This is a genomic window from Rhizorhabdus histidinilytica (genome assembly GCF_900167915.1).
Classification (GTDB): Bacteria; Pseudomonadota; Alphaproteobacteria; order Sphingomonadales; family Sphingomonadaceae; genus Rhizorhabdus; species Rhizorhabdus histidinilytica.
Window position 1 is genome coordinate 591,393 of sequence record NZ_FUYM01000001.1, and the last position, 22,125, is coordinate 613,517.

Sequence of the window (22,125 nt, forward strand, 5' to 3'; positions counted from 1 at the left end):
GGATGAGGATCGCGCGGTCGGCGGCTCTCGACCAGTAGCTTTCAGGACATTATCATAGGCAAAAGTGACAAGTCCTGCCGATCTCCTCCGCATCGCCATGCTGTGCGATCCCGACACCCAGCGCGCCAGCCTGGCGCCGCTGCGCGACCTTGCCCGGCTTTCGGAGCGGCTCGCGAGCGAGCTCGACGGGCAGGCCGGGATGCAGCCGCTCCACCTCGACCTGCTCCACGACGCGCGGCTTGGCGAGGCGCCGCTGTCGGAGAGCCGTCCGCTCGTCTTGCGCCCCGGCGGCGAGCGCTACGACCTGGTCTATGTGGCGGCCGGCGAGGACCCCGCGACCGGCGACCAGTGGGAGGAGGCACGGCTCAGCGAGTGGCTACGCTGGCAGCATGATCACGGCGCCTGGGTGGTGGGGCTCGGCTCGGGCGTGCTGGCGCTGGCGGCGGCGGGGCTGCTCGACGGCGGCCCGGCCTCGATCCCGCCGCGCCATGCCCGACTGGCACGCCAGCTCCATCCGAACATCCGGCTCGCCCATGTCGGCGCGATCGCCGAACATGGCCGGGTGCTGACCGCTGCCGAGCCTTCCTCGGTGTTCGCGCTGGTGGTGGCGATGACGCGACGCTTCCATTCGCACGGCCTCGCCGAGCGCTATCGCCGCGCCTGCGGCCTGCCCGAGACGGCGGTGCCCGACAATGCGCTGCTGCCGATGCGCAGCAACCAGGACCTGCTCATCGCCGAGGCGCGGGCCTGGATCATCGCCCATATGCACGACGATATCGACACGAACGCGGTGGCGGCGCAGTTCCACGTCAGCGCGCGGACCCTGACGCGCCGATTCGAACGATCGATGGGGATCAGCCCGGCGCGCTACTTGCGCGAGGCGCGGCTCGACGCAGCCCGCTCGATGCTGCACCGGACCCGCTTCTCGATCGAACAGATCGCGCATCTGGTCGGCTATCGCGACGTCGGCTTCTTTCGCGACCTGTTCCGCAAGAACAGCGGCTGCTCGCCACGCGCCTATCGCATGGCGGCTCAGGCCGGAACCGCCTCCGCGAGCTGATCGCGCAGCACGAATTTCTGGACCTTGCCCAGCGGCGTGCGCGGGAAATCCTCGACCAGGAACAGGTGGCGCGGCACCTTGTAATTGGCCATGCGCTCGCGGCTCCAGGCGGTCAGCTCGGCGAGCGACAGTTCGGCACCGGGGCGCGGGATCACGCAGGCGGCGCAGACCTCGCCCATCCGATCGTCGGGCCAGCCGATCACGCAGACGTCGGCGATCGCCGGATGCGCTCGCAGGGCGTGCTCGATCTCGGCCGGATAGGCGTTGAACCCGCCGACGATGACGACGTCCTTGAGCCGGTCGAGGATGCGGACCGTGCCGTCGTCGTTCAGGCAGGCGACGTCACCGGTGTGCAGCCAGCCGTCGGCATCGATCGTCGCGGCGGTCTGCTCCGGGTCCTCGAAATAGCCTTGCATGACGTTGGGCCCGCGCACCAGCAGCTCGCCGCTCTCCTCGGCGATCCGCACCTCGACGCCGGGCAGCGGTATGCCGACCGTCCGGGCGATCGTCTCGAAATCGCTGTCGGGATAGTTGACGGTCACCAGCGCGGTCGTCTCGGTCTGTCCGAAGCTCGTCAGGAAGAGGTCGAAGCCGAACACCTCGCGCCCCGCCTTGATCAGGTCGACCGGGACATTGGCCGCGCCGGTGTGGCCGACGCGCAGCGAGGAGATGTCGTAGTTGGCGAAGCGCGGATGCTCCATCAAGCTGGTGAAGATGGTCGGCGGCCCCATAAGCACGCTGATCCGTTCGCGCTCGATCAGCTTCAGCACGGCTTCCGGATCGAAGCTGGCGACCGGAAAGACGGTCATCCCAGCGACCAGGCCCGACACCCAGCCCGACCGATAGCCGAAGCTGTGGAAGAAGGGGTTGACGATCAGCGCCCGATCGCCCGCGCGCAGGTCGTTCGAGCGGTTCCAGTTGGCGACCATCCACAACGCCTGGCCGTGATTGTGCATCGCGCCCTTGGGGAAGCCGGTGGTGCCGCTCGTGAACAATAGGTCGGCGATGCTGTCGGGGCGGACCGCGGCGATGCGCGCCGCCAGTTCGGCGTCGGTGCATCGGTCGCCCTCGAACGCCGCGAGCGAGGCATCGTCGAGCAGCACGATCTCGCGCAGGTTCGGCAGCGCGGCGACCGGGCGGACGGCGCCCGCGCCGCCGCCGGCCTGGCGCAGCATCGCGGCATAGTCGTTGCCCAGGAAGCCGGCGACCGTGAACAGGATGCGCGCGCGCGTCTTGCCAAGCGCGTAGAGCGCCTCGCCGCCCTTGAAGCGGGTGTTGATCGGCACCATGATCGCGCCGATGCTCTCGATCGCCGAGGCGGCTACCATCCATTCGGGGCTGTTGGGCGCCCAGATCGCCACCCGGTCACCATGGCCGACGCCATGCGCCACCAGCGCTCCGGCGAGCCGGTTCACCCGATCCCGAAATGCCGCGAAGCTCGTCGCCCGGCCGTCCTCGCCGATGACGAAGGGGGTGTCGCCATAGGTTGTGGCGACATGGGCGATCAGCTCGGGCAGCGTGTGATCGAGCGAAATGGTCAGCCCGGAGAAATGCGGGCTCGCCGCGTCGTCCATGGTCAGAGCAGGCCGCGCTCTTCCGAGGTCTGCAGCCCGTCCGGCGATACGCCCGCCTCGCGCATCGCCTCGATCACCGCGCTGGTGGCGGTCGCGATGCAGGGGAAGCCGACATAGGGGGCGAGTTGGACGAGGATTCCCTCCAGCTCTGCCACGGTCAGGCCGTTGGCGATGCCGATCTTGACGTGGTTCTTCAGCTCGAGCGGCTGGCGTTGCGCCACCAGCATCGAGATGATCGCGATGCTCTTCTCCTTGCGGCTGATGCCCTCATGCTGCCAGGCGTCGTGGAAGCAGGCCGTGGCCGCCATGCGGGTGATCGGCGCGCCGAACCGGTCGGAGGCGGCGGAATCGCGGAACGCCGAGCCGAATTTTTCCCCCATGATCCCGGTGATGAAGCCGATGCCGGCTTCCTGCTTGTCGTCGAGCTTGGCCACGCCGTTCCTTTCCGTCGCGATGTCGTGTCGTTTATTCTGCGGCGGCCAGCGCATCCGCTGGCGCGGGGCGGCCGTGGCGGACCAGCCGGCCCGGCAGCTTGCCGGTCGGGCGGCCGCGCCGATAGGTGATCTCACCCGAGACGATCGTCGCCTCATAGCCGTCCGACTGCTGGCTGAGCCGTTTGCCGCCGGCGGGAAGGTCATGCTTCACGCGCGGCGCGTAGAGGTGCAGCCGGTCGAGGTCGATCAGGTTGATGTCGGCCTTGTAGCCGGGCTTGATCACGCCGCGATCGAACAGGTTGACCGTCTCGGCGGTCTCGCGGCTGAGCATGCTGACGGCCTGCTCGATCGGCATCTTGTGGCTGTCGCGGACATATTCGGACAGCATGTAGGTCGGATAGGCCGCGTCGCAGATCATTCCGTAATGCGCACCGCCGTCGCCCAGGCCCAGCACCGTGCCGGGCTTGCCGAACAGGTCGACCGCCGCATCGAAGCGGTTGTTCTCGGTATTGCCCATCGGGCAGTAGATGATCGCCTTGCCGTTCTGGCGCAGCAACTCGTCATACATCAGCTCGCGCTCGTCGATGCCCAGCGTCTCGGCACGCGCCTTGATGCTGTCGCTCGGGTGCGGGTTGTAGTTGGGCGGATCGCCGAGCGGAAACAGGATGTGGGTCTGCTGGACGACCCAGAGGAAGAAGGGGTTCGGATCCTCGGGCTGCTCGGACAGGAGCTGCTTGCGGAAGACGGGATCGCGCATCCGCGCCACCTTCTCCTCCAGCGGCAGATGCTCGATCTGCTTGTAGCTGGGGTTGAGCGAGAAGGGGTGGTAGCTCAGTTCGATGCCGAACAGCATGCCAATCGGGCGCGGGAAGAACTGTCCGTGGATGCGGCGCCCTTCCTGTCTGGCCCGCGCGAGGCCGTCCAGCAGCGGCTCCGGACCGCCGACCACCTGCGATCCGGTGAACAGGCTGAAATTGACCGGCTTGCCGCCCGAGGCCTCGTTGAGCGTCTCGATGACCTCCCATTCGTGCGGGGTGGGCAGGTTGGTGTTGGGGATGATCTGGAACACGCCCGCGCCGGCGTCCTTCAGTCCCTCGGCCAGTGCCTTCAGTTCGTCGATCTCGGTCTTGGTCGAGGGGGCGGGGCGGCCGTCGCGGAAGCTGTGTGCGAGCTGGCGCGAGGTGGTGACGCCGAGCGCACCAGCCTCGATCGCCTCGCGCGTGATGCGGCGCATCTCCGCCAGGTCGGTCTCCGTCGGCGGCTCCAGATCGGTGCCGCGCTCGCCCATCACATAGACACGCAATGGGCTGTGCGGGAGCTGGGCGGCGAAATCGACGTCGGTGCGCCGGGTGTCGAGGAAGTCGAGATATTCTGGGAAGGTCTCCCACTTCCAGGGAACGCCGTCGGTCATCACCACCTCGGGAATGTCCTCGACGCCTTCCATCAGCTTGACCATCAGCTGGCGATGCTCGGGGCGGGACGGTGCGAAGCCGACGCCGCAATTGCCCATCACCACCGTGGTCACGCCATGGTTGGAGGAGGGAGCGAGCGTGTTCTCCCAGGTGACCTGGCCATCATAATGGGTATGCACGTCGACGAAGCCCGGCGTCACCACCAGGCCCGCTGCGTCGATCTCCTCGCGGCCCTTGCCCGCCACCGCGCCGACCGCGGCGATGACGCCGTCCTTGATTGCCACGTCGGCGTGGAAACCAGGCCTACCGGTGCCGTCGACGACCGTGCCGCCACGGATCACGATGTCAAATTGCGCGCTCATCCACATCCTCGCTTTTGCCCTGGAAGGCGCCGCATTGGGGCGTCCGCGATCCGGCCACGGCCGATCCTGCTGGGCTTCCCCAACGAAGATAAGGTGCGGGGGAGGGGCGTCAACCGCGGCGTCGCCCCGGCCCCCGGCGTGCGCCGACTCATCGGTCATCTGATGGGATGACGCGGGTGCCATCAGATGGCCGATGGACGCGGCCGGCTTCTATTCGGTCCAAAAGCGGTAGCGTATAGCCCGCTCGAACAGGCGGCGCGGCGACAAGAGGTCGGACCCGCACGCGCTTCACCAGCCATAATGGAGTCGTGATGTCTTCCCAAGCACAGCTCAAGCCGGCCGACCGCACCCCGCTCTATTCGGGGCCGATCTTCGATGCCGACACCCATTTCTGGGAAACCGACGAGGCGTGGACCCGGTATCTGCCGCGCGACGCGGCGGAGAAATACGGCATCAGCTTCAAGACCGGCGATGATGGCGACTTCGCCATGTATGTCGGTCCGCGCAAGGTGGAGATCAGCGCCGATCACCTGTTCGAGGACGGGCGAGTGCCGGCGCCGGGCAAGCTCCACGAATGGCTGCGCGCGATGAAGGAGGGCAAGGCGGAGATCGACCTGCACGTGCCCAAGACGGCCGATATGATGGAGCCCGCCGCGCGGGTGGCGAAGCTCGATGGCTGGGACGTAAGATCGTCGATCCTGTTCATCGGCAACATGATCACCGCGATCAGCTTTCTCGACGATCCGCGCTACGCCTATCCGGTGCTCAACGCCTATAATGGCTGGATGTACGACCAGTGGAAGTACAACTACGACGATCGCATCTACACCGCGCCGATCGTCACGCTCGATGATGTCGACGAGGCATGCAAGCAGCTGCGCGGGGTGATCGAAAAGGGCGCCAAGCTGATCCTGATGCCCATGGGCCCCTATAACGGCAAGGCGCCCGCGCATCCCGACCACGACCCGTTCTGGGCGATTGCCAACGAGGCTGGCATCCGCGTCGTCTTCCACGTCTCCGAAGCGATCTACATGAAGCACCACATGGCGGTGTGGGGCGAGCCGGTGCAGCAGTCGCGCATCAAGCAGACCGCCTTCGTCTGGATGCACGGCTATTCCGAGCGCCCGGTGGTCGAGACGCTGTCGAGCTTCATCTTCTGGAACTTCTTCGCGCGCTTCCCGAACGTGAAGCTGCTGTCGGCCGAGAACGGCGCGGAGTGGGTGCCGGCGATGCTCACCAAGATGGACAAGTGCCGGGGCATCGCCAAGAACGGCTTCTGGCCCGGCGGCCAGCTCAAGGACCGCCCGAGCCGCATCTTCGCCGAGCATGTCTCGGTGGTCGCCTATCCCGAGGACGACCTCCGCTCGATCGTCGAGCAGGTCGGCACCGCCGACTGGCTGCTGATGGGATCGGACTATCCTCACGCCGAAGGCGTCGAGGAACCGCGCATCTTCGCCGACGAGGCATGTCGTGGGCTCTCGGCCAGAGATACCCGCAAGATCATGTTCGAGAACGGCATGCGCTTCATGGGCCTGCCTTACTAGCGGCCGGCCATCAATCCCCGGAAAGAAGCTCCGGTACGGCTGTCACCGGCCGGCCGGACGCTTCATGTCCGGCGTCGATCAGCAATTGCAGGAAGCCGTCATAGCTGTTCCGCATGCGGACGAGCGGGGCGGCGAGCATCATCGCGCCGATCGGCTCGTCGTCGGGGCCGAACACAGGCACCGACATGGCGGCGGTGTCGCTCAGCATCTCGCCGAAGCTGGCGCAATAGCCGATCCGCCGAATCTCCTCGAGATCGGCCATGATCTCGGGAACGGTGATCCGGGTGCTCTCGGTCAGCGGGCGGAGCTTGGCCCGCTTGAGATAGGCGCTGACGCGGGCCGGCGGCGCATAGGCGAGCAGTACCCGCCCCGCCGCGCTGGCATAGAGCGGCGCGCGGATGCCGACATGCATCGCGTAGCGGACCGGTTGGGTGCTGTTGACCGCCTCGGTATAGATGGCCTGGCCGATCTCCCAGTCGGCGATCGCGAAGCCGACCGATTCATGGGTGGTCCGGGCAAGCGCCTTGAGCGGCTGGCGGACGACCTCGGGCGCCGACCAGGTCGACATGATACGGCCAGACAGGCGATAGGCGACCGGCCCCAGCCGGTAGCGGCCTTCCTCCTGCACGAGATAGCGCAGGTCGCACAGGCCGCGCAGCGTATCGAGAAAGGTGCTCTTGGGCACCGCCATGGCGGCGCTGATCTCGGCGAGGCCGAGCCCGTCGCGATGCTTCGACAGCAGCATCAGCAGGTCGAGCACGCGCCCGATCGCCCTGGGTCCCTTGACCGTCCGCGCGTCCGCCTTCGGTGATGTCGTCATCGTGGAATTCCCCATTTCCCTGTCGGATGCATAAACGTTCGAAAAATCGAACACAATTCGAAAAAGCTTTGCGCATCATGTCCGTGATGCTACACCCCCTTCAGGATCAGCGAGTCTCAGGAGAGGGAGAGCATCGATGGCCACCAGCGATTCACGGACGATCAAGTCGGCACACCGCGTCCTCGAAATCCTCGAATATTTCGACCAGGACCGTCGCCACGCCACGGTGATGGATATGTCGCGGACCTTGTCCTATCCGCAGTCGAGCACGTCGGAGCTGCTGCGCTGCCTGACCCGGCTCGGCTATCTTCACTACAACCGCTTCCGCCGCACCTACAGCCCCACCGCCCGCGTCGCCCTGCTCGGCGCCTGGGTGAAGCCGGCGCTGTTCCGCGGCGGCCCGGTCCTGTCGGCGATCGACCGGGTGGCCGACCTTGTCGGCGAGACCGTGATCCTGTCGACGGCGTCCAACTATGTCGTCCAGCATCTCCACGTCATCCACGGGCAGGAGGAGGACGCGATCGACGCGCATGTCGGCGATACGCTTCCGCTGCTGCACAGCCCGCAAGGCAAGCTGCTGCTGTCGAGCTATCAGAACGACCATATCCGCTCGGCGGTCCATCGCCTCAACGCCGAGGAGAGCGACGCCTCGCGCCATGTCCGTCTCGCTGACGTGATGGAGGAGATGGCGGCGTTGCGCGAGAAGGGCTGGCTGGTCACCGACCAGGCCGATGGGTCGGGCTGCATCGCAGTCCTGCTGCCGGCGCGGCGCGGCATGGATAGGCTGGTGATCAGCGTGCTTGCCTCGCGCGAGGTGATCGAGCAGCGTTCGGGCGAGATCATCGCCGCCCTGCTCGACCATCGCGACGAGATCGACGCGGTCGAGGGCGCCGAGGTGCGGGAGATGGCCGAGAGCAATCTCGCCCGCATGAACGATAATGTGAAGATCGTGAGCTATCGCCGCCACTTCGCCTGAGGTGACGGCAAAGCGATGAGCCCGCCCGCCAATATCGGCCTGCTGGCCGGGACGGCGGGCGACATCCGTTTCGAACCACAGCCGATGCCCGCCGCGCCGGGGCCGGACGGCCTGACCGTCCGGATGCTGTTCGCGCCGGTCAATCCAGCCGACCTGCTGGCCATCGATGGTGGCTATGCCTTCGCGCTTGACGCCGACGCGCCGTTGGGCGCCGAGGGCGTCGGCGTCGTCGAGCAGGTCGGATCGCGGGTGAGCGACCTCAGTCCCGGCGACCTCGTCCTTCCGCTCGATCGCGGAAACTGGACCCGCCGTCGCGCACTGGCGCGCGATCGGGTGATAGCGGTTCCGTCGAATATCGATCCCCGGCAGGCGGCGATGATGCGGATCAATCCCGCCACTGCCTGGCTGCTGCTCGACGCGAGCGGCGCGGGGCCAGACGATTGCCTCGTTCAGAACGCCGCCGGCTCGGCCGTCGCGCATTGGGTGCGCCGGCTGGCCGCCCTGCGCGACATCGCGGTGATCGACGTCGTGCGTCCCAACTCCTCTGCGGCGGGCCTCGCCGATGACGAGCATCTCGAAGCGACGGTGAAGGTCGCCAGCGGCGGCCGCCCCGTCCGTGCCGCGCTCGACTGCGTCGCCGGCGATGCGACCGGCCGGATGGCGGCTTGTCTGGATACAGACGGGACGGTCCTCGTTTTCGGCCATCTCTCCGGCGAGCCCTCGCGGGTTCGTTCGCAACTGCTCACCGGGCGCGGCCTGACGGTGCGGGGTTTCAGCCTGCGTCCCGCCGAGGCGAGGATGACGCCGGCCGCGCGCGACGCGATGGTCGCCGCGCTGTGGGCCGTGGCCGGGCAAGGCGGGGCGGACCTGCCGATCCGCGCCGTCTTTCCGCTGGCCGAAGCGGAGCGGGCGATCGCGCTGGCGCGGACGCCGGGACGGGGCCGGGTGCTGCTGGATCTCGACGCGATATCGGGCATGTGAAGGCTTCCGGCCGTCGCGTTGACAGCACCGTCGTCAATCTGGTGGGGACAGGCTCGACCAACGGGATTTTTTGCCGATGAATCTTGAGTTCACGCCCGAGGAGATCGCTTTCCGCGACGAGGTCCGCGCCTTCTTCCGGGAGGCGCTGCCCGACGATCTGCGGCGCAAGATGATCAACCGCGAGCATCTGGAGAAGGACGACACGGTCCGCTGGCAGCGCATTCTCAACGCGCGCGGCTGGGCGGTCACGCACTGGCCCGTCGCCTATGGCGGCCAGGCCTGGACCCCTGCCCAGCGCTACATCTTCCAGGAGGAGATGGCGCTGGCCCATGCGCCAGAGGGATCGCCCTTCAATGTCAACATGATCGGTCCGGTGCTGTGCCGCTTCGGCACCGACGAGCAGAAGCGGCGCTTCCTGGCCGCTACCGCCAATCTCGACATCTGGTGGTGCCAGGGCTTTTCGGAGCCGGGCGCCGGATCGGACCTCGCCAGCCTGAAGACCAGCGCGGTGCGCGATGGCGATCATTATGTCCTCAACGGCCAGAAGATCTGGACCACCCAGGCGCAGCATGCCGACTGGATGTTCGGCCTGTTCCGCACCGACGGCAGCGGCAAGAAGCAGCAGGGGATCACCTTCCTGCTGCTCGACATGAAGACGCCGGGAATCACCGTGCGCCCGATCGAGACGATCGACGGTGGCCATGACGCCAATGAGGTGTTCTTCGACGACGTCCGTGTGCCGGTCGCCAATGTCGTGGGCGAGGAAGGCAAGGGCTGGGACGTCGCCAAGCATCTGCTGGGCAGCGAGCGCAGCGGCATCGCCCGCATCGGCCTCTCGAAGGAGCGGCTGTCGCAGCTCCGCAGCCTGGAGCGGCGGCTCGCCGCCGAAGGCGTGCTGACCCCGGCCGAGCACGAGCGGCTCGCCTTCAAGCTTGCCGAGGTCGAGGTCGAGTTGCGCGCGCTGGAGCTGACCCAGCTCCGCGTCGTCTCGGCAGATGCCCATGGCGGCGGCGCCAATGCCGCCGCCTCGATCCTGAAGGTCAAGGGCACCGAGATGCAGCAGCGCATGACGGAGCTGGTGCTCGAACTGGCCGGCCCCGCCGGGCTGGCCACGGCAGGGCATGACTGGGTGTCCGCGGCAGCGCCTTTCTACTTCACGATGCGCAAGGTCTCGATCTTCGGCGGATCGAACGAGATCCAGAAGAACATCATCGCCAAGACGATGCTGGGGCTGTGACACGCAATGGATTTTGAACTTACCGACGAGCAGAAGATGCTCAGCGAGACGGTCACCCGCTTCGTGGCGGAGACCTACGATTTCTCGAAGCGCGAGCATGCGCTGCGCAGCGCCGACGGCTGGAGCCGCGAGGCCTGGGCCGCGCTTGCCGAGATGGGCCTGCTCGGCCTGCCCTTCGCCGAGGAGGACGGGGGTTTCGGCGGCAGCGGCGTCGAGATGATGCTGATCATGGAGGCGCTCGGCCGCGGCCTGATGGTCGAACCCTATTTCGCGACGGTCGTGCTCGCCGGCGGCGTGCTGCGGCACGGCGCCTCGGCGGCGCAGCGCGCGGCGATCGTGCCGGGGGTGATCGCCGGGGAACGCATCCTGGCGCTCGCCCATGACGAGGCGGGGCAGGCGCGCCACACGCTCGCGGCGCGGACGACCGCCCGCCCGGCCGGCGACGGCTGGATCATCGACGGCGCCAAGATCGCGGTGATCCACGGCCAGAGCGCCGGCACGCTGATCGTCAGCGCGACGACGGGGGAGGGGCTGGGCCTGTTCCTCGTCGACGCCAGGGCCGACGGCGTCTCGATCGAGGCCACGCGCGGCTATGACGGGGTACCGGTGGCGTCGGTCCGGCTGGCGGGCGTCGCGGTCGGCGCCGACGCGCTGATCGGCGAGGCGGGGACCGGTGCTGCGATCCTCGATCGGTCGTTCGACGAGGCGCGCGCCGCTCTGGTCGCCGAGGCGGTCGGCGCGATGGCCGAGACGTTCGACATCACCGTCGACTATCTCAAGACCCGCCAGCAGTTCGGCGTCGCAATCGGCAGCTTCCAGGCGCTCCAGCACCGCGCGGTCGACATGCTGATGCAGCTCGAACTGTCGCGCAGCATGGCGGTGCTCGCCGCTCTGTCGCTGGACGGCGATGCGGACCAGCGCCGCCGCAACATCGCCGCTGCCAAGGCGCAGATCGGCAAGTCGGGCCGGATGGTCGGGCAGGAGGCGGTGCAGATGCACGGCGCGATCGGCATCACCGCCGAGTATAAGGTCGGCCACGCCTTCAAGCGGCTGACCGCGATCGACGCGCTGCTGGGCGACCGCGACCATCATCTGGCGCGGCTCGTCGAACTGGGCGGGGTCTATCCGGCGGAGTGACTGCTCCGCCGGCTGCTGTGCAGTTAGTTTCAGTAGGATTGAAACCGTCCGTGCCGAGCCCCTCGATTGCCTGCAAGGCAGGCGCTCGAGGGGCTCGACACGAACGGACAGTTCACAATCCGAAATTGAATCTATTTCTTTGTTTTACCGCTCCAGCGATCGTCAGCCTTCCGAGGCCTTGCGCAGCATCACCGCACGGTCGCAGTCGCGGACCACCACCAGCCGCATGCCGGGCACGGTATAGTCGGCGAACCCTTCGAACGGCTCGCGCTTGCCGGGGTGCAGCACGCGGATGAAGGTGTCGGCGTCGACCTTCAGGGTGAGTTCGCCCCGCGCACCGGCATCGACGGTGATCGAGTCCGGCGTCACCGCCATTACCGTTGCCGCGATCGCGCTGGGGTTGGCGGCCGACTGGACGCGCGAGTCGAACGAGATGCGCAGCCGGTCCGAACGGTTCGGCATGCCGCAATGGGGCGTGTAGGGATTCACGATCAGCACGTCGCCCGGCATATAGTCGGTGGTCGCCCAGGCATCGTCGGGGATCGCGTCGCGTGGGATCGGGTAGGGCGCCGGCTTGGCGGTGTTGTGGAAATAGCCGCGCTTGTTCTGGCCGACCGCCAGCGCCAGCCCGCCCATCTCGCGCGTGCAAGGCGTCAGCGTGATCCACACCGGCTTATAGTCCTGGATGCCGGGGCTGTAGAAGCCGTCCTGGTGGACGACGGTGGTCGGCCCGTTGGGCGGATAGGTGCGATACTGCACGATCGGTACCGCGCAGGCTGGCTCGCCCAGCACCTTCTCCATCACCGCGAGATTGGCGGGATGTTCGATCAGCCGGGCGGCGATTCCCGAATAGAGATCGCTTTCCTCCATGCCCCCGTCGAAGGCGCCGCCAATATATTTTCCTTCCGGATCGTCGGCGCGGGCGAGGCCGAGTTTCTCCGCCACCCTGAGCATCGCGTCGCGGGCCTCCGCGACCGACGCCTGGTCGAACACGCCGCGCAGCAGGATATAGCCATTTTCGTCGTAGAAGCGCTCCAGCGCCGCATGGTCGTCGAGCAGATGGTTGCAGCTTTCGAGCTCGCGGTCGGGCCGCACATCGGCGACCTTGATGTCCTCGGCCTCGGGCCGGTTGAGCGCTGCGACGGTCATGATCCTCTCCGTTGGTACGAGACTCGGCGCACTTTGGCGTCACACCCCAGAAGATACTTTCCAGCACCGAAAGTGAGGGATGTTTTCCGGCAATAGCCGGATGAAACCGATCATGGCTCGCGGTCCTGATCGCCCGCCAGCAACGCGAGCATCGCCATCAGCAGCGCGTCCTGCCGTCGAGCGATCTCCCCGACGCTGCGGCCGGCGGCGGCGGCATCCATCTGCCGCACCAGTTCGGCCTGCAAGGCGGGATCGCCGAGCGGCGGATCGGCCATCGTCTCCCAGCGCTTGAGGATGCCGGGCACGAATTTCGGCAGGAACTCGGCGAGGCCGCCCGCGCCGCCCGAGGTGTGGAAGGTGGTGAACTGGCCTTGGATCGCCCATTTGAGCGCCGGGCCGAAGCGGATCGCCTTGTCGACGTCCTCGACGCTGGCATAGCCCTCCGCCACCAGCCGCACCGCCTCGCGGAACATCGCGCTGGTGAGCCGGTTGCCGATATGGCCGAAAACCTCGCGGTTGAGGCGGATCGGCTCCTTGCCGAGCGCGGCGTAGAAGGCGAGCGCCGTGTCGACTGCCGCCGCGTCGGTCGCGTCGCCGCCGCCGACCTCGACCAGCGGGATCAGATGGACGGGGTTGAACGGATGGCCGAGGACGAAACGGGCGGCGGTGGCGAGGTCGGCCTGGAGATCGCTGATCGGCAGGCTGGAGGTGCTGCTGCCGACGAGCACATCCGCGGGGGTGACCCGATCGAGCTCGGCGAACAGCGCGCGCTTTACGTCGCTTCGTTCGGGGGTGCTTTCCTGAACAAAATCAGCGCCTTCGATGGCGCTCTCGATAGTCTCATGGAAGCTCAGCCGCCCCGACCAGTCATCGTCGGCGGGGGCCAGTCCCAACGCTGCCATCTGCGGCCAGGCCTGGGCGACATGGGCGCGGGTCCGGGCATCGGCACCGGGGGCGGGATCGTGCAGCCGCACCGCCCGGCCGCTGCCGAGGAAGGCGGCGACCCAGCCGCCCCCGATCACGCCACCGCCGATCGCCGCGACGGTGCCGATCGCCTGCTGGCCGCGATACCCGCCCATGCCGATCAATAGCCCTTGAAGACCGGCTTTTCCTTGTTGGCGAAAGCGGTGGTCGCGGCCTTGTAGTCGTGGGTCATCATCGTCATCGCCTCATAGGCGATCGACAGCTCGCCGGTCAGGTTGACCTGGTCGCGGATGCACTTGTTGACCGCGGCCTTGGACCAGCGCACCGCCCAGATCGGCTGTCCGGCGATCTCGCGGGCGATCTTCATCGCCTCGTCGAGCACCTGCTCCTTGGGGAAGGCATAGTTGACCAGACCGATCTCCTCGGCCTTCTTGCCGTCCAGGAGCTTGCCGCGCATCAGATATTCCTTGGCCTTCTGCGGACCCACCAGCAGCGGCCACATCACCGACCCACCGTCGCCGGTGACGAGGCCGACGCGGACATGGGTGTCGCCCAGCCGGGCGTCCTCGGCGACAATGCTCATGTCGCAGAAGGCGAACAGCGAGGTGCCGAGGCCGATCGCGTCACCGTTGACCGCGGCGATGATCGGCTGCGGCGTCATCAGGATCTGGTCCCAGATACGCAGCGTGTTGATCGGCACCCGCAGCGCGTATTTCAGGCCATATTCGGTCTGGGCGCGCTCGGCCATCAGCTTGATGTTGCCGCCGGCGGAGAAGGCCTTGCCGGCGCCGGTGAGGACGATAACCTTGATCCGCTCGTCGCGGGCGAGCTTCAGCCAGATGTCCTCGAGCTGCCAGTGGTTGTGCGGACCGACCGCGTTGAGCGTGTCGGGGTCGTTCATGGTGACGACGGCGACGCCGTCCTCGCCGATGTCGACGGTCAGGAAGTCGAACTCGCTATAGTCGATCTCGCGCTGGAACTCGTTGTCGCTCATCATAATCTCCTCAAACCCTTTGGAGCCGGCGCGCCGGCGCGATGCTCAGGCGGCGGCGCGGCTCTTCTGCCATTCGGAAAAACCCTGTCCCTTCTCGGCCAGCTCGACCAGCAGCGGGGCTGGCTCGAGCGAGGGATCGTCGGGCGTGTCGGCGGCGAACTCCCGCAGGCGGGCGACGATGTGCGCCAGCCCGGTCTCGTCGGCGTAGAACATCGGCCCGCCCAGGTGGCGCGGCCAGCCATAGCCGTTGATCCAGACCAGATCGACGTCGGACGGCCGCAGCGCGATACCTGCCTCGACGATCCGCGCGCCTTCGTTGATCAGCGGAAACAGCAGCCGTTCGACCATCTCGTCCTCCGACATCTCGCGCCGGTCGATGCCCAGCTTCGCCGACGTGGCGACGATCAGCGCGTCGGTGTCGGGGTTTGGGCGGGGGGTGCGATCGCCCGGCTCGTAGCGATAATAGCCCGATCCGGTCTTTTGGCCGAGCTGACCGCTCTCGACGATCGCGTCGGCGATCGGGAAGGGCGTCCCGCGCCGCTTGCGGATCGCATAGCCGATGTCCAGGCCCGACATGTCGTTGGTGGTCAGCGGCCCCATCGGGAAGCCGAGATTGGTGAGTGCGGCATCCACCTGCGGCGGGAAGGCGCCGCGCTGGAGCAGTCGTTCGGCCTGGGCCGAGCGCTTGGCGACCATCCGGTTGCCGATGAAGCCGTCGCAATTGCCAGACCATACCGGCACCTTGCCGATCTTGCGGCCGACCGCCATCGCGGTGAGGATCGCCTCGGGGCTGCTCTTCGCCGCCTGCACCACCTCCAGCAGTTTCATCACATTGGCCGGTGAGAAGAAATGCATGCCGACGAAATCCTCGGGCCGGTCGAGCACCGATGCGATCTCGTCGACATCGAGCGCCGAGGTGTTCGAGGCGAGCACGGTACCTGGCTTCACCCGCTTCTCCAGGTCGGAGAATATCTCCTTCTTGACCGCCATATCCTCGAACACGGCTTCGATCACCAGGTCCGCGTCGGCGACGGCGGCGCGGTCGGTCGCCGGGGTGATCAGCGCGAGGCGCCGGTCGACCTGCTCCTGGCTGATCGAGCCCCGCTTCATCGAGGTGGCGTAGTTGGCCCGGACCCGGTCCAGCCCGCGGTCGAGCGCCTCCTGCGTCGTGTCGACGATGACGACGGGGATGCCGGCGCCGGCGAAACACATCGCAATGCCGCCGCCCATCGTGCCGGCGCCGATGATCGCCGCCTTGGCGACGTCGCGCGCCTTGGCGTCCTTGGGCAGGCCGGGAATCCGGCCGGCCTCGCGCTCGGCGAAGAACAGGTGGCGCAGCGCGCGCGACTGGCTGCCCGCCATCAGCACGCGGTTGGCCTCGGCGTCGATCGCCATCGCCTCGTCGAAGGGCAGGGTGAAGGAGCGGCGGACCGAGGCGACGTTCGCGGCCGGCGCTTCCTGGCCCTTGCTGCGCGCGGTGAGCTTCGCGGCCAGCGCGTCGAAGGCGCTCGGATCGGCGCGGGTGGCGGCGATCTTGTCGTCGCGGCGGCTGACCGCCACCGCCGGCAGCTTCTCGTCGATCACGCGGCGGGCGAAGGCCGCGCCGACCGCATCAGGGGTGCCGTCCTCGACCGCGTCGAGGATACCGAGCGCCAGTGCCTGGGTGGCGCCGACCGGCTTGCCCGACAGCACGAATTCGAGGGCCTTCTCCGGCCCGATGATGCGCGGCAGCCGCTGCGTCCCGCCGCCGCCGGCGAACAGGCCGAGATTGATCTCGGGCAGGCCGACCTTGGCCGAGGGGACGGCGACGCGGAACGGGCAGCCGAGGGCGGTCTCGAAACCGCCGCCCAGAGCGGTGCCGTGGATCGCGGCGATCACCGGCTTGGGCGAGCTCTCGATCGCGAGGATCATCTCCTGGAGGGTCGGGGGCACGCGCGGCTTGTTGAACTCCGTGATGTCGGCGCCGGCGAAGAAGGTGCGCCCTTCGCAATAGAGCACGATCGCCTTGACCGCGGCGTCGGCGTTCAACTGTTCGAGTGCCTGGACGACGCCGCTGCGCACCGCCTGTCCCAGTGCGTTGACCGGTGGGTTGTCGCTGCGGATGAAGCCGATGTCGCCGTCGATGCGCGTGGAGATCTTCTCGTTTACCTGGGTCATGATGGCTTGGTCGGGCCCCGTGCTGCTGGCTATGGTCGTGCCTCGCAGAAGCTATCCGCGGCCCGCGCTGTCAAGCAAAGCGCCAGGCGCCGCCAGAGGTATCGAGAATGTGAAGCTTTGTCCGGCCGCCTTCGCATCGTGCTGATCGCGATTTAGGCGGACGATGCGATGATGCGCGGCCGCGCGATACCAAGGGAAGCCTTTTGATGCAGTTCGATCTGACCGAAGAACAGTCCATGTTCCGGGATGCCGTCGCGGCGTTCGCGCAGCGGCACCTGGCGGCCGGTGCCCTGGAGCGCGCGCATAGCGACGATTATCCATGGGAAGTCGCGCGGATGATGGCCGAACAGGGCCTGATCGGCATCACCATCCCGGAGGAGAAGGGTGGCCTCGGCGGATCGCTGATGGACGCGGTGATCGCGATCGAGACGATCGCATCGGTCTGCCCTCGCTCGGCGGACGTGGTGCAGGCCGGCAATTTCGGCGCGATCCGCACCTTCGCCCAGTTCGCGAGCGACGCGCAGAAGGAGCAGTATCTGGCGCCGTTGCTGAAGGGCGACGGCCTGATCTCGGTGGCGATGACCGAACCCAATGCCGGATCGGCGGTCACCGAGCTGACGACCACCGCGGTTCCCGACGGCGACGGCTTCCGCGTCAGCGGGCAGAAGATCTTCACCACCCACGGCACCCATGCCACCGTATTCCTGGTCTACGTCCGCTACGGGCCTGGCACCGGCAATATCGGTTCGGTGCTGATCGAGCGCGGGCAGGAGGGGTTCAGCTTCGGCAAGCCGGTACGCTTCCTGTCGGGCGAGGAGTGGAACCCGCTGTTCTTCGACAATGTCTATGTGCCGAAGGACAAGGTGCTGCTGGGGCCGGGCGGGTTCAAGCAGCAGATGTCGGGCTTCAACGTCGAGCGGATAGGCAACACCGCGCGTAGCCTGGCGCTGGGCCGCTACGCCTTCAACGCGGCGGTCGAACATGCCAAGACGCGCAAGCAGTTCGGTCGCGCGCTCTGCGAGTTCCAGGGCCTGCAATGGAAGTTCGCCGAGATGAAGCTGAAGCTCGATGCGGCGCAGCTATTGCTCTACCGGGCCGCGACCAACGCCGACAAGGGCCTGCCCTCGCCGGACGAGACGGCGATCGCCAAGGTCGCGTGCAACCGGGCGGGATTCGACTGCGCCAATGAGGCGATGCAGGTCATGGGCGGTGCCGGCTACAGCCAGGACGGGCTGGTGGAATATTGCCTGCGCCGCACGCGCGGCTGGATGATCGCCGGCGGCGCGATAGAGATATTGCTCAACCGGATCGCCGAGGGCGTTTTCGATATGCGGTTTCCCCAGGGGCCGGCCAAGGCCTGACGCAGAACCGGGGAGAGGATGGAGCCATGAACGAGATCAGCAAGGTGAAGACGGCGGACGGGACGGTGCGGCCGGATTATGTGCCGGCCGATGCCTATATCTCCCCCGATTATGTGCGGCTGGAGAAGGAACGGCTGTGGCCGCGCGTCTGGCAGATGGCCTGCCGTGAGGAGGAGATTCCGAACCCCGGCGACTTCTACACCTACGATATCGCCGACGAGTCGATCGCCGTGGTGCGCAAGACCGACGGCGCCATCGCGGCCTATCACAATGTCTGCCCGCATCGCGGCCGGCGGCTGACCGCCGGCTGCGGCCGGATGGGCAAGTTCCATTGCAAATATCATGGCTGGCAGTGGAATCTCGACGGCAAGCCGACCGAGGTGGTCGACCGCAAGGACTGGGGCGAACTGCTCCAGGATAGCGAGATCACGCTGCACCAGGTGAAGAGCGCGAGCTGGGGCGGCTGGGTGTTCATCAACATGGACCCCGACAGCGAGAGCCTGGATGAGCATCTGGGCGAGGCCAAGACCCTGCTCGATCCGTTCGAGATGGATCGGATGCGCTATGTCTGGCGCAAGCGGATCACCATGCCGTGCAACTGGAAGACCGCGCAGGAGGCCTTCATGGAAGGCTATCATGTGCAGACGACGCACCGGCAGCTTCTGCCCTATCAGGACGACTACACCTTTTCCCGCGCCTATGGAAAACACGCCATGTTCGGCTATGCGCCGACCGCGCTGTTCGGCCTGCCGAGCCCGCGGATCAGCGACCAGAGCGGCGACATGCGCAAGGGTCTCTACGAGTTCAACAAGGAGATCTGGGATACGCTGAAGGCGACCACGACCGATGAGATGCTGGCGGCGGGCCGGCGGCTGATGGAGTTGCCCGAAACCGCGACGCCGTTCGAGATCTACGTCGCCTTCGCCAAATTCCACCGCGAGGAATCGGAGAAGTCGGGCCGCCCCTGGCCCGCCATCACCCCCGAACAGCAGATGGCGGCGGGGACCGACTGGAACATCTTCCCCAACCTCGTCTTCCTCCAGCAGCCGACCAACGTGCTATTCTACCGTGCCCGCCCGAACGGCGACGATCCCGACAGCTGCATCTTCGAGGTCAACGTGCTGGAGCGTTTCGCACCGGGCGCCGAGCCCCGCAATGTCGAGGTCGAGGTCGCCGACGACTGGCGCAAGGTCGACTGGGGGCTCATCCTGGAACAGGACTTCCAGAATATGGAGGCCGTCCAGAAGGGGATGAAGTCGCGCGCCTTCAAGGGCGCGCGGCCGAGCCCGGTTCAAGAGGTCGAGATCAGCAATTTTCATGCGACCTTGCTCGCCTATCTGCACGGGGGTCAATGATGGCGGCAAAGGGCTGGGACGAGACGGCGGACTTCGTGATCTGCGGCTCGGGCGGCGGATCGATGGCGGCTGCGCTGTACCTCAAGTCAATCGGCAAGCAGCCGCTGATCCTGGAGAAGACCGACAAGCTGGGCGGATCGACCGCCATGTCGGGCGGCGTGCTGTGGATTCCCAACAACCATCTCCTCGCCCGCGACGGAATCAAGGACAGCCATGAGCTGGGCCGCACCTATATGGACGCGACGGTCGGCAACGACGCAGGCCCGGCCGCCTCGCCCGAGCGCAAGGAAGCCTATCTGCGCAACGGGCCGGTGATGATGAAGTGGCTGGAGGAGCAGGGCATGCAATGGCTCCGCACCGAAGGCTGGGCCGACTATTACGACGATCGTCCCGGCGGTTGCACCCGCAGCCGGTCGGTCGGCGCGCCGATGCTCGACGCCCGCGCGATGGGGCCGCTGTTCGACAAGCTGCGCCTCGGCCCGATGGTGATGCCGCTGCCGACCGACAAGGCGGGGATCATCGGCCTCGCCACCCGCACGCCGAAGGGCATGTGGGAGGGAATGAAGCTGCTGTTCCGGATGTGGCTGGTGAAGAGGCGCGGCGCGCCGATGCTTAGCTTTGGCGGCGCGCTCCAGGGGCGCATGCTGATGCTCGCCGACAAGGCCGGCATCGACATGCGGACCAACCATGGCGTGGTCGAACTGGTCGAGGAGAAGGGCCGGATCACCGGCGTCGTCGTCGAGCATGAGGGCAGGACGCTGCGGATCGGCGCGCGCGACGGGGTGCTGATCAATGCGGGCGGCTTCTCGAGAAATGCTGAGATGCGCAAGAAGTACGGCCCGCAGCCCAGCTCCGTCGAATGGACCAATGCCAATCCCGGCGACACCGGCGAGATGATCCAGATCGCCGAGAAGCATGGTGCGGCGCTCGACCTGATGGACCAGGCATGGTGGGTGCCCGGCACGATGCTGCCCGAGGGCGGGCCCGCCAACATGCACAACACCGACATCTCCAAGCCGCACTGCATCATCGTTAACCGCCAGGGGCGGCGCATCCTGAACGAGAGCGGCTCCTATATGGAGAACGGCCAGCGGCTCTACCGCAATGACGTGCCGGCCTATGTCATCCTCGATAGCCGCCACCGCAAGCGCTATGCCTGGGGCTATTATCCGCCGGGCAAGACGCCGCAATCCTGGCTCGACAGCGGCATGATGAAGACCGCCGACACGATCGAGGAGCTGGCCGCGAAGGCGGGGATCGATCCGGCCGGGCTCAAGGATGAGATCGCGAAGTTCAACCGCTATTGCGAGACCGGCAAGGACCTGGACTTCAATCGCGGCGGGCGCGGCTACGACAACTGGTTCGGCGATCCGACCGTCAAGCCCAACCCGAACCTGGGCAAGATCGACAAACCGCCCTTCTATGTGATGGAGATAGTGCCCGGCGACGTCGGTACCAGCGGTGGTATCCTGACAGACGAGCATGCGCGCGTGCTGCGCGCCGACGGCTCGGTGATCGAGGGCCTCTACGCCACCGGCAACTCGACCGCCTCGGTGATGGGGCGCTGCTATCCGGCGGCGGGCGCGAGCATCGGCGCCTCGTTCGTCTTCGCCTGGATCGCGGCGCACCATGCCGTCGGCGCCAACGACTAGGCGGATGGGCTCAGCGGCGCCGGGCCTGCGACGCCTCGCGCCACTGCGTCGCGGTCATGCCGGTCTGCTGGCGGAACATCGTCCGGAACAGGCGGCTGTCGGAGAAGCCGACCAGCTCGGCGATCCGGTCGATCGAGCGGTTCGACTTCTCCAGCATCCGCGTTGCCGCCTGCAGGCGCAGATGCTGGATATAGCTTTTCGGGCTCATCCCCAGCGCCTTGCGGAAGCGCCGGACCAGCGTCGGCTGACTGGTCGACAGCGCTTCCGCCAGCTCCTGGATACCGATCCCGCCGGTGAAGCGCTGCTCGAGCCAGATCTGCGCGCGGGCGACGAGCGGGTCGCTCGCCAGCAGATGCTCCTCCTCGCGGTCGAGCCCCATGATCGAGGTCAGCCAGCGGCCGACATCGGGCGACAGGGTGCGTTCCATCACCCGGACGATCAGCGACAGGTCATTGGCCATGCCGTTGGCGATCAGCAGGTCGCCATGGTCGGCGAGGCCCAGCCGCTCCTCGGCGCGGTGGCGCGGGAACAGCGCGCGGGCGACCGGCTGGAGCGCGCGGGCGATCGGCACGGCGACGTCGCGGGTCAGCCCCGCCGCCATCAGGATCAGCGCCGAGGCGCCGCTCGCGCCGATCACCGCGCCGCCGTCCGCCTGGCGCTGGAGCCAGGGCAGCAGCTCATGGCTGCGCGCCAGCCGTTCCTCGAGCGCCGGGATGCCCATGACGCGGAAGGCGGGCAGCCAGATGAAGGCGTGGTCGTCGACGCTGCTGATCGCGCCATCGACCTCGAGCCGGCGGCCGTCGCTCATCCGGATCGGACCGCCGTCGAGCGAGAGGATACGGAGCCGCGTCTCCATCCGCATCGGGCCGCTGCCGGCGAACACCTGTTCGATCCGGTCGCGGGCGAGGATGAAGCTGTCGGTCAGCGCGCCGACGCTGGCGTGATAGGCGCCGTCGAGCGCGACGAGGGCGAAATCGGGCATCGCGCGACCATGAC

The 22,125-nt window shown here is 67.2% G+C and carries 18 protein-coding genes; 9 read left to right on the forward strand and 9 right to left on the reverse strand.

Annotated elements, in window-relative coordinates:
* Positions 1-64 precede the first annotated feature (64 nt).
* Complete coding sequence (locus B5X82_RS02830; protein WP_235862580.1) at positions 65-1,060, forward strand: helix-turn-helix domain-containing protein; 996 nt, start codon at positions 65-67, stop codon at positions 1,058-1,060.
* On the opposite strand, the gene B5X82_RS02835 is transcribed toward B5X82_RS02830, so the two are convergent.
* The 3 genes from B5X82_RS02835 to B5X82_RS02845 are packed head-to-tail and all read right to left on the reverse strand — an operon-like array spanning position 1,033 to position 4,842.
* On the reverse strand, positions 1,033-2,634 hold the full coding sequence (locus B5X82_RS02835; RefSeq protein WP_079646500.1) for an AMP-binding protein: 1,602 nt from the start codon (positions 2,632-2,634) through the stop codon (positions 1,033-1,035). The genes B5X82_RS02830 and B5X82_RS02835 overlap by 28 nt on opposite strands.
* A gap of 2 nt (positions 2,635-2,636) precedes the next feature.
* Positions 2,637-3,068 (reverse strand): carboxymuconolactone decarboxylase family protein, encoded by a 432-nt coding sequence (locus B5X82_RS02840; RefSeq protein ID WP_079646501.1) that lies wholly within the window; start codon positions 3,066-3,068, stop codon positions 2,637-2,639.
* Between the two features lie 31 nt (positions 3,069-3,099).
* A complete protein-coding gene (locus B5X82_RS02845) occupies positions 3,100-4,842 on the reverse strand; it encodes an N-acyl-D-amino-acid deacylase family protein (RefSeq protein ID WP_079646502.1) in 1,743 nt (580 codons plus the stop codon).
* Between the two features lie 311 nt (positions 4,843-5,153).
* On the opposite strand from B5X82_RS02845, the gene B5X82_RS02850 reads away from it, so the two are divergent.
* Positions 5,154-6,386, forward strand: coding sequence for an amidohydrolase family protein (locus B5X82_RS02850; protein ID WP_079646503.1), 1,233 nt, complete (start codon positions 5,154-5,156; stop codon positions 6,384-6,386).
* A gap of 10 nt (positions 6,387-6,396) precedes the next feature.
* Here B5X82_RS02850 and B5X82_RS02855 read toward each other — a convergent pair whose 3' ends face one another.
* The gene (locus tag B5X82_RS02855; RefSeq protein ID WP_079646504.1) at positions 6,397-7,206 is read right to left on the reverse strand and encodes an IclR family transcriptional regulator; all 810 of its coding nucleotides are present in this window, start codon (positions 7,204-7,206) and stop codon (positions 6,397-6,399) included.
* Positions 7,207-7,342: 136 nt separating this feature from the next.
* On the opposite strand from B5X82_RS02855, the gene B5X82_RS02860 reads away from it, so the two are divergent.
* The 4 genes from B5X82_RS02860 (at position 7,343) to B5X82_RS02875 (ending at position 11,537) form a co-directional block, all read left to right on the forward strand.
* Entirely contained in the window at positions 7,343-8,182 is an 840-nt protein-coding gene (locus B5X82_RS02860; RefSeq protein ID WP_079646505.1) for an IclR family transcriptional regulator, read from the forward strand.
* Positions 8,183-8,197: 15 nt separating this feature from the next.
* Positions 8,198-9,163 carry an MDR family NADPH-dependent oxidoreductase gene (locus B5X82_RS02865; protein ID WP_079646506.1) on the forward strand — a complete coding sequence of 322 codons (966 nt, stop codon included), beginning with the start codon at positions 8,198-8,200 and terminating at the stop codon, positions 9,161-9,163.
* Between the two features lie 76 nt (positions 9,164-9,239).
* Positions 9,240-10,400 carry an acyl-CoA dehydrogenase family protein gene (locus B5X82_RS02870; protein ID WP_079646507.1) on the forward strand — a complete coding sequence of 387 codons (1,161 nt, stop codon included), beginning with the start codon at positions 9,240-9,242 and terminating at the stop codon, positions 10,398-10,400.
* A 6-nt stretch (positions 10,401-10,406) separates the two neighbouring features.
* Positions 10,407-11,537, forward strand: a complete 1,131-nt coding sequence (locus B5X82_RS02875) for an acyl-CoA dehydrogenase family protein (protein WP_079646508.1) — start codon at positions 10,407-10,409, stop codon at positions 11,535-11,537.
* Between the two features lie 162 nt (positions 11,538-11,699).
* On the opposite strand, the gene B5X82_RS02880 is transcribed toward B5X82_RS02875, so the two are convergent.
* The 4 genes from B5X82_RS02880 to B5X82_RS02895 form a co-directional block, all read right to left on the reverse strand.
* Positions 11,700-12,686 (reverse strand): phytanoyl-CoA dioxygenase family protein, encoded by a 987-nt coding sequence (locus B5X82_RS02880; RefSeq protein WP_079646509.1) that lies wholly within the window; start codon positions 12,684-12,686, stop codon positions 11,700-11,702.
* A 110-nt stretch (positions 12,687-12,796) separates the two neighbouring features.
* Positions 12,797-13,765, reverse strand: coding sequence for a 3-hydroxyacyl-CoA dehydrogenase NAD-binding domain-containing protein (locus B5X82_RS02885; RefSeq protein WP_079646510.1), 969 nt, complete (start codon positions 13,763-13,765; stop codon positions 12,797-12,799).
* A gap of 5 nt (positions 13,766-13,770) precedes the next feature.
* On the reverse strand, positions 13,771-14,604 hold the full coding sequence (locus B5X82_RS02890) for an enoyl-CoA hydratase/isomerase family protein (protein WP_176152445.1): 834 nt from the start codon (positions 14,602-14,604) through the stop codon (positions 13,771-13,773).
* Between the two features lie 45 nt (positions 14,605-14,649).
* Positions 14,650-16,761 carry a 3-hydroxyacyl-CoA dehydrogenase NAD-binding domain-containing protein gene (locus B5X82_RS02895; RefSeq protein ID WP_209045300.1) on the reverse strand — a complete coding sequence of 704 codons (2,112 nt, stop codon included), beginning with the start codon at positions 16,759-16,761 and terminating at the stop codon, positions 14,650-14,652.
* Between the two features lie 206 nt (positions 16,762-16,967).
* Here B5X82_RS02895 and B5X82_RS02900 point away from each other — a divergent pair, with 206 nt between their 5' ends.
* From B5X82_RS02900 to B5X82_RS02910, 3 genes are read left to right on the forward strand one after another with little or no spacing between them, the layout of a single operon-like run.
* Entirely contained in the window at positions 16,968-18,122 is a 1,155-nt protein-coding gene (locus B5X82_RS02900) for an acyl-CoA dehydrogenase family protein (protein ID WP_079646512.1), read from the forward strand.
* Positions 18,123-18,148: 26 nt separating this feature from the next.
* A complete protein-coding gene (locus B5X82_RS02905; protein WP_079646513.1) occupies positions 18,149-19,477 on the forward strand; it encodes an aromatic ring-hydroxylating oxygenase subunit alpha in 1,329 nt (442 codons plus the stop codon).
* A complete protein-coding gene (locus tag B5X82_RS02910; RefSeq protein WP_079646514.1) occupies positions 19,477-21,129 on the forward strand; it encodes an FAD-binding protein in 1,653 nt (550 codons plus the stop codon). Before B5X82_RS02905 ends, B5X82_RS02910 begins: the two co-directional genes overlap by 1 nt.
* 10 nt (positions 21,130-21,139) lie before the next feature.
* On the opposite strand, the gene B5X82_RS02915 is transcribed toward B5X82_RS02910, so the two are convergent.
* On the reverse strand, positions 21,140-22,111 hold the full coding sequence (locus tag B5X82_RS02915) for a GlxA family transcriptional regulator (RefSeq protein WP_079646515.1): 972 nt from the start codon (positions 22,109-22,111) through the stop codon (positions 21,140-21,142).
* Positions 22,112-22,125 lie beyond the last annotated feature (14 nt).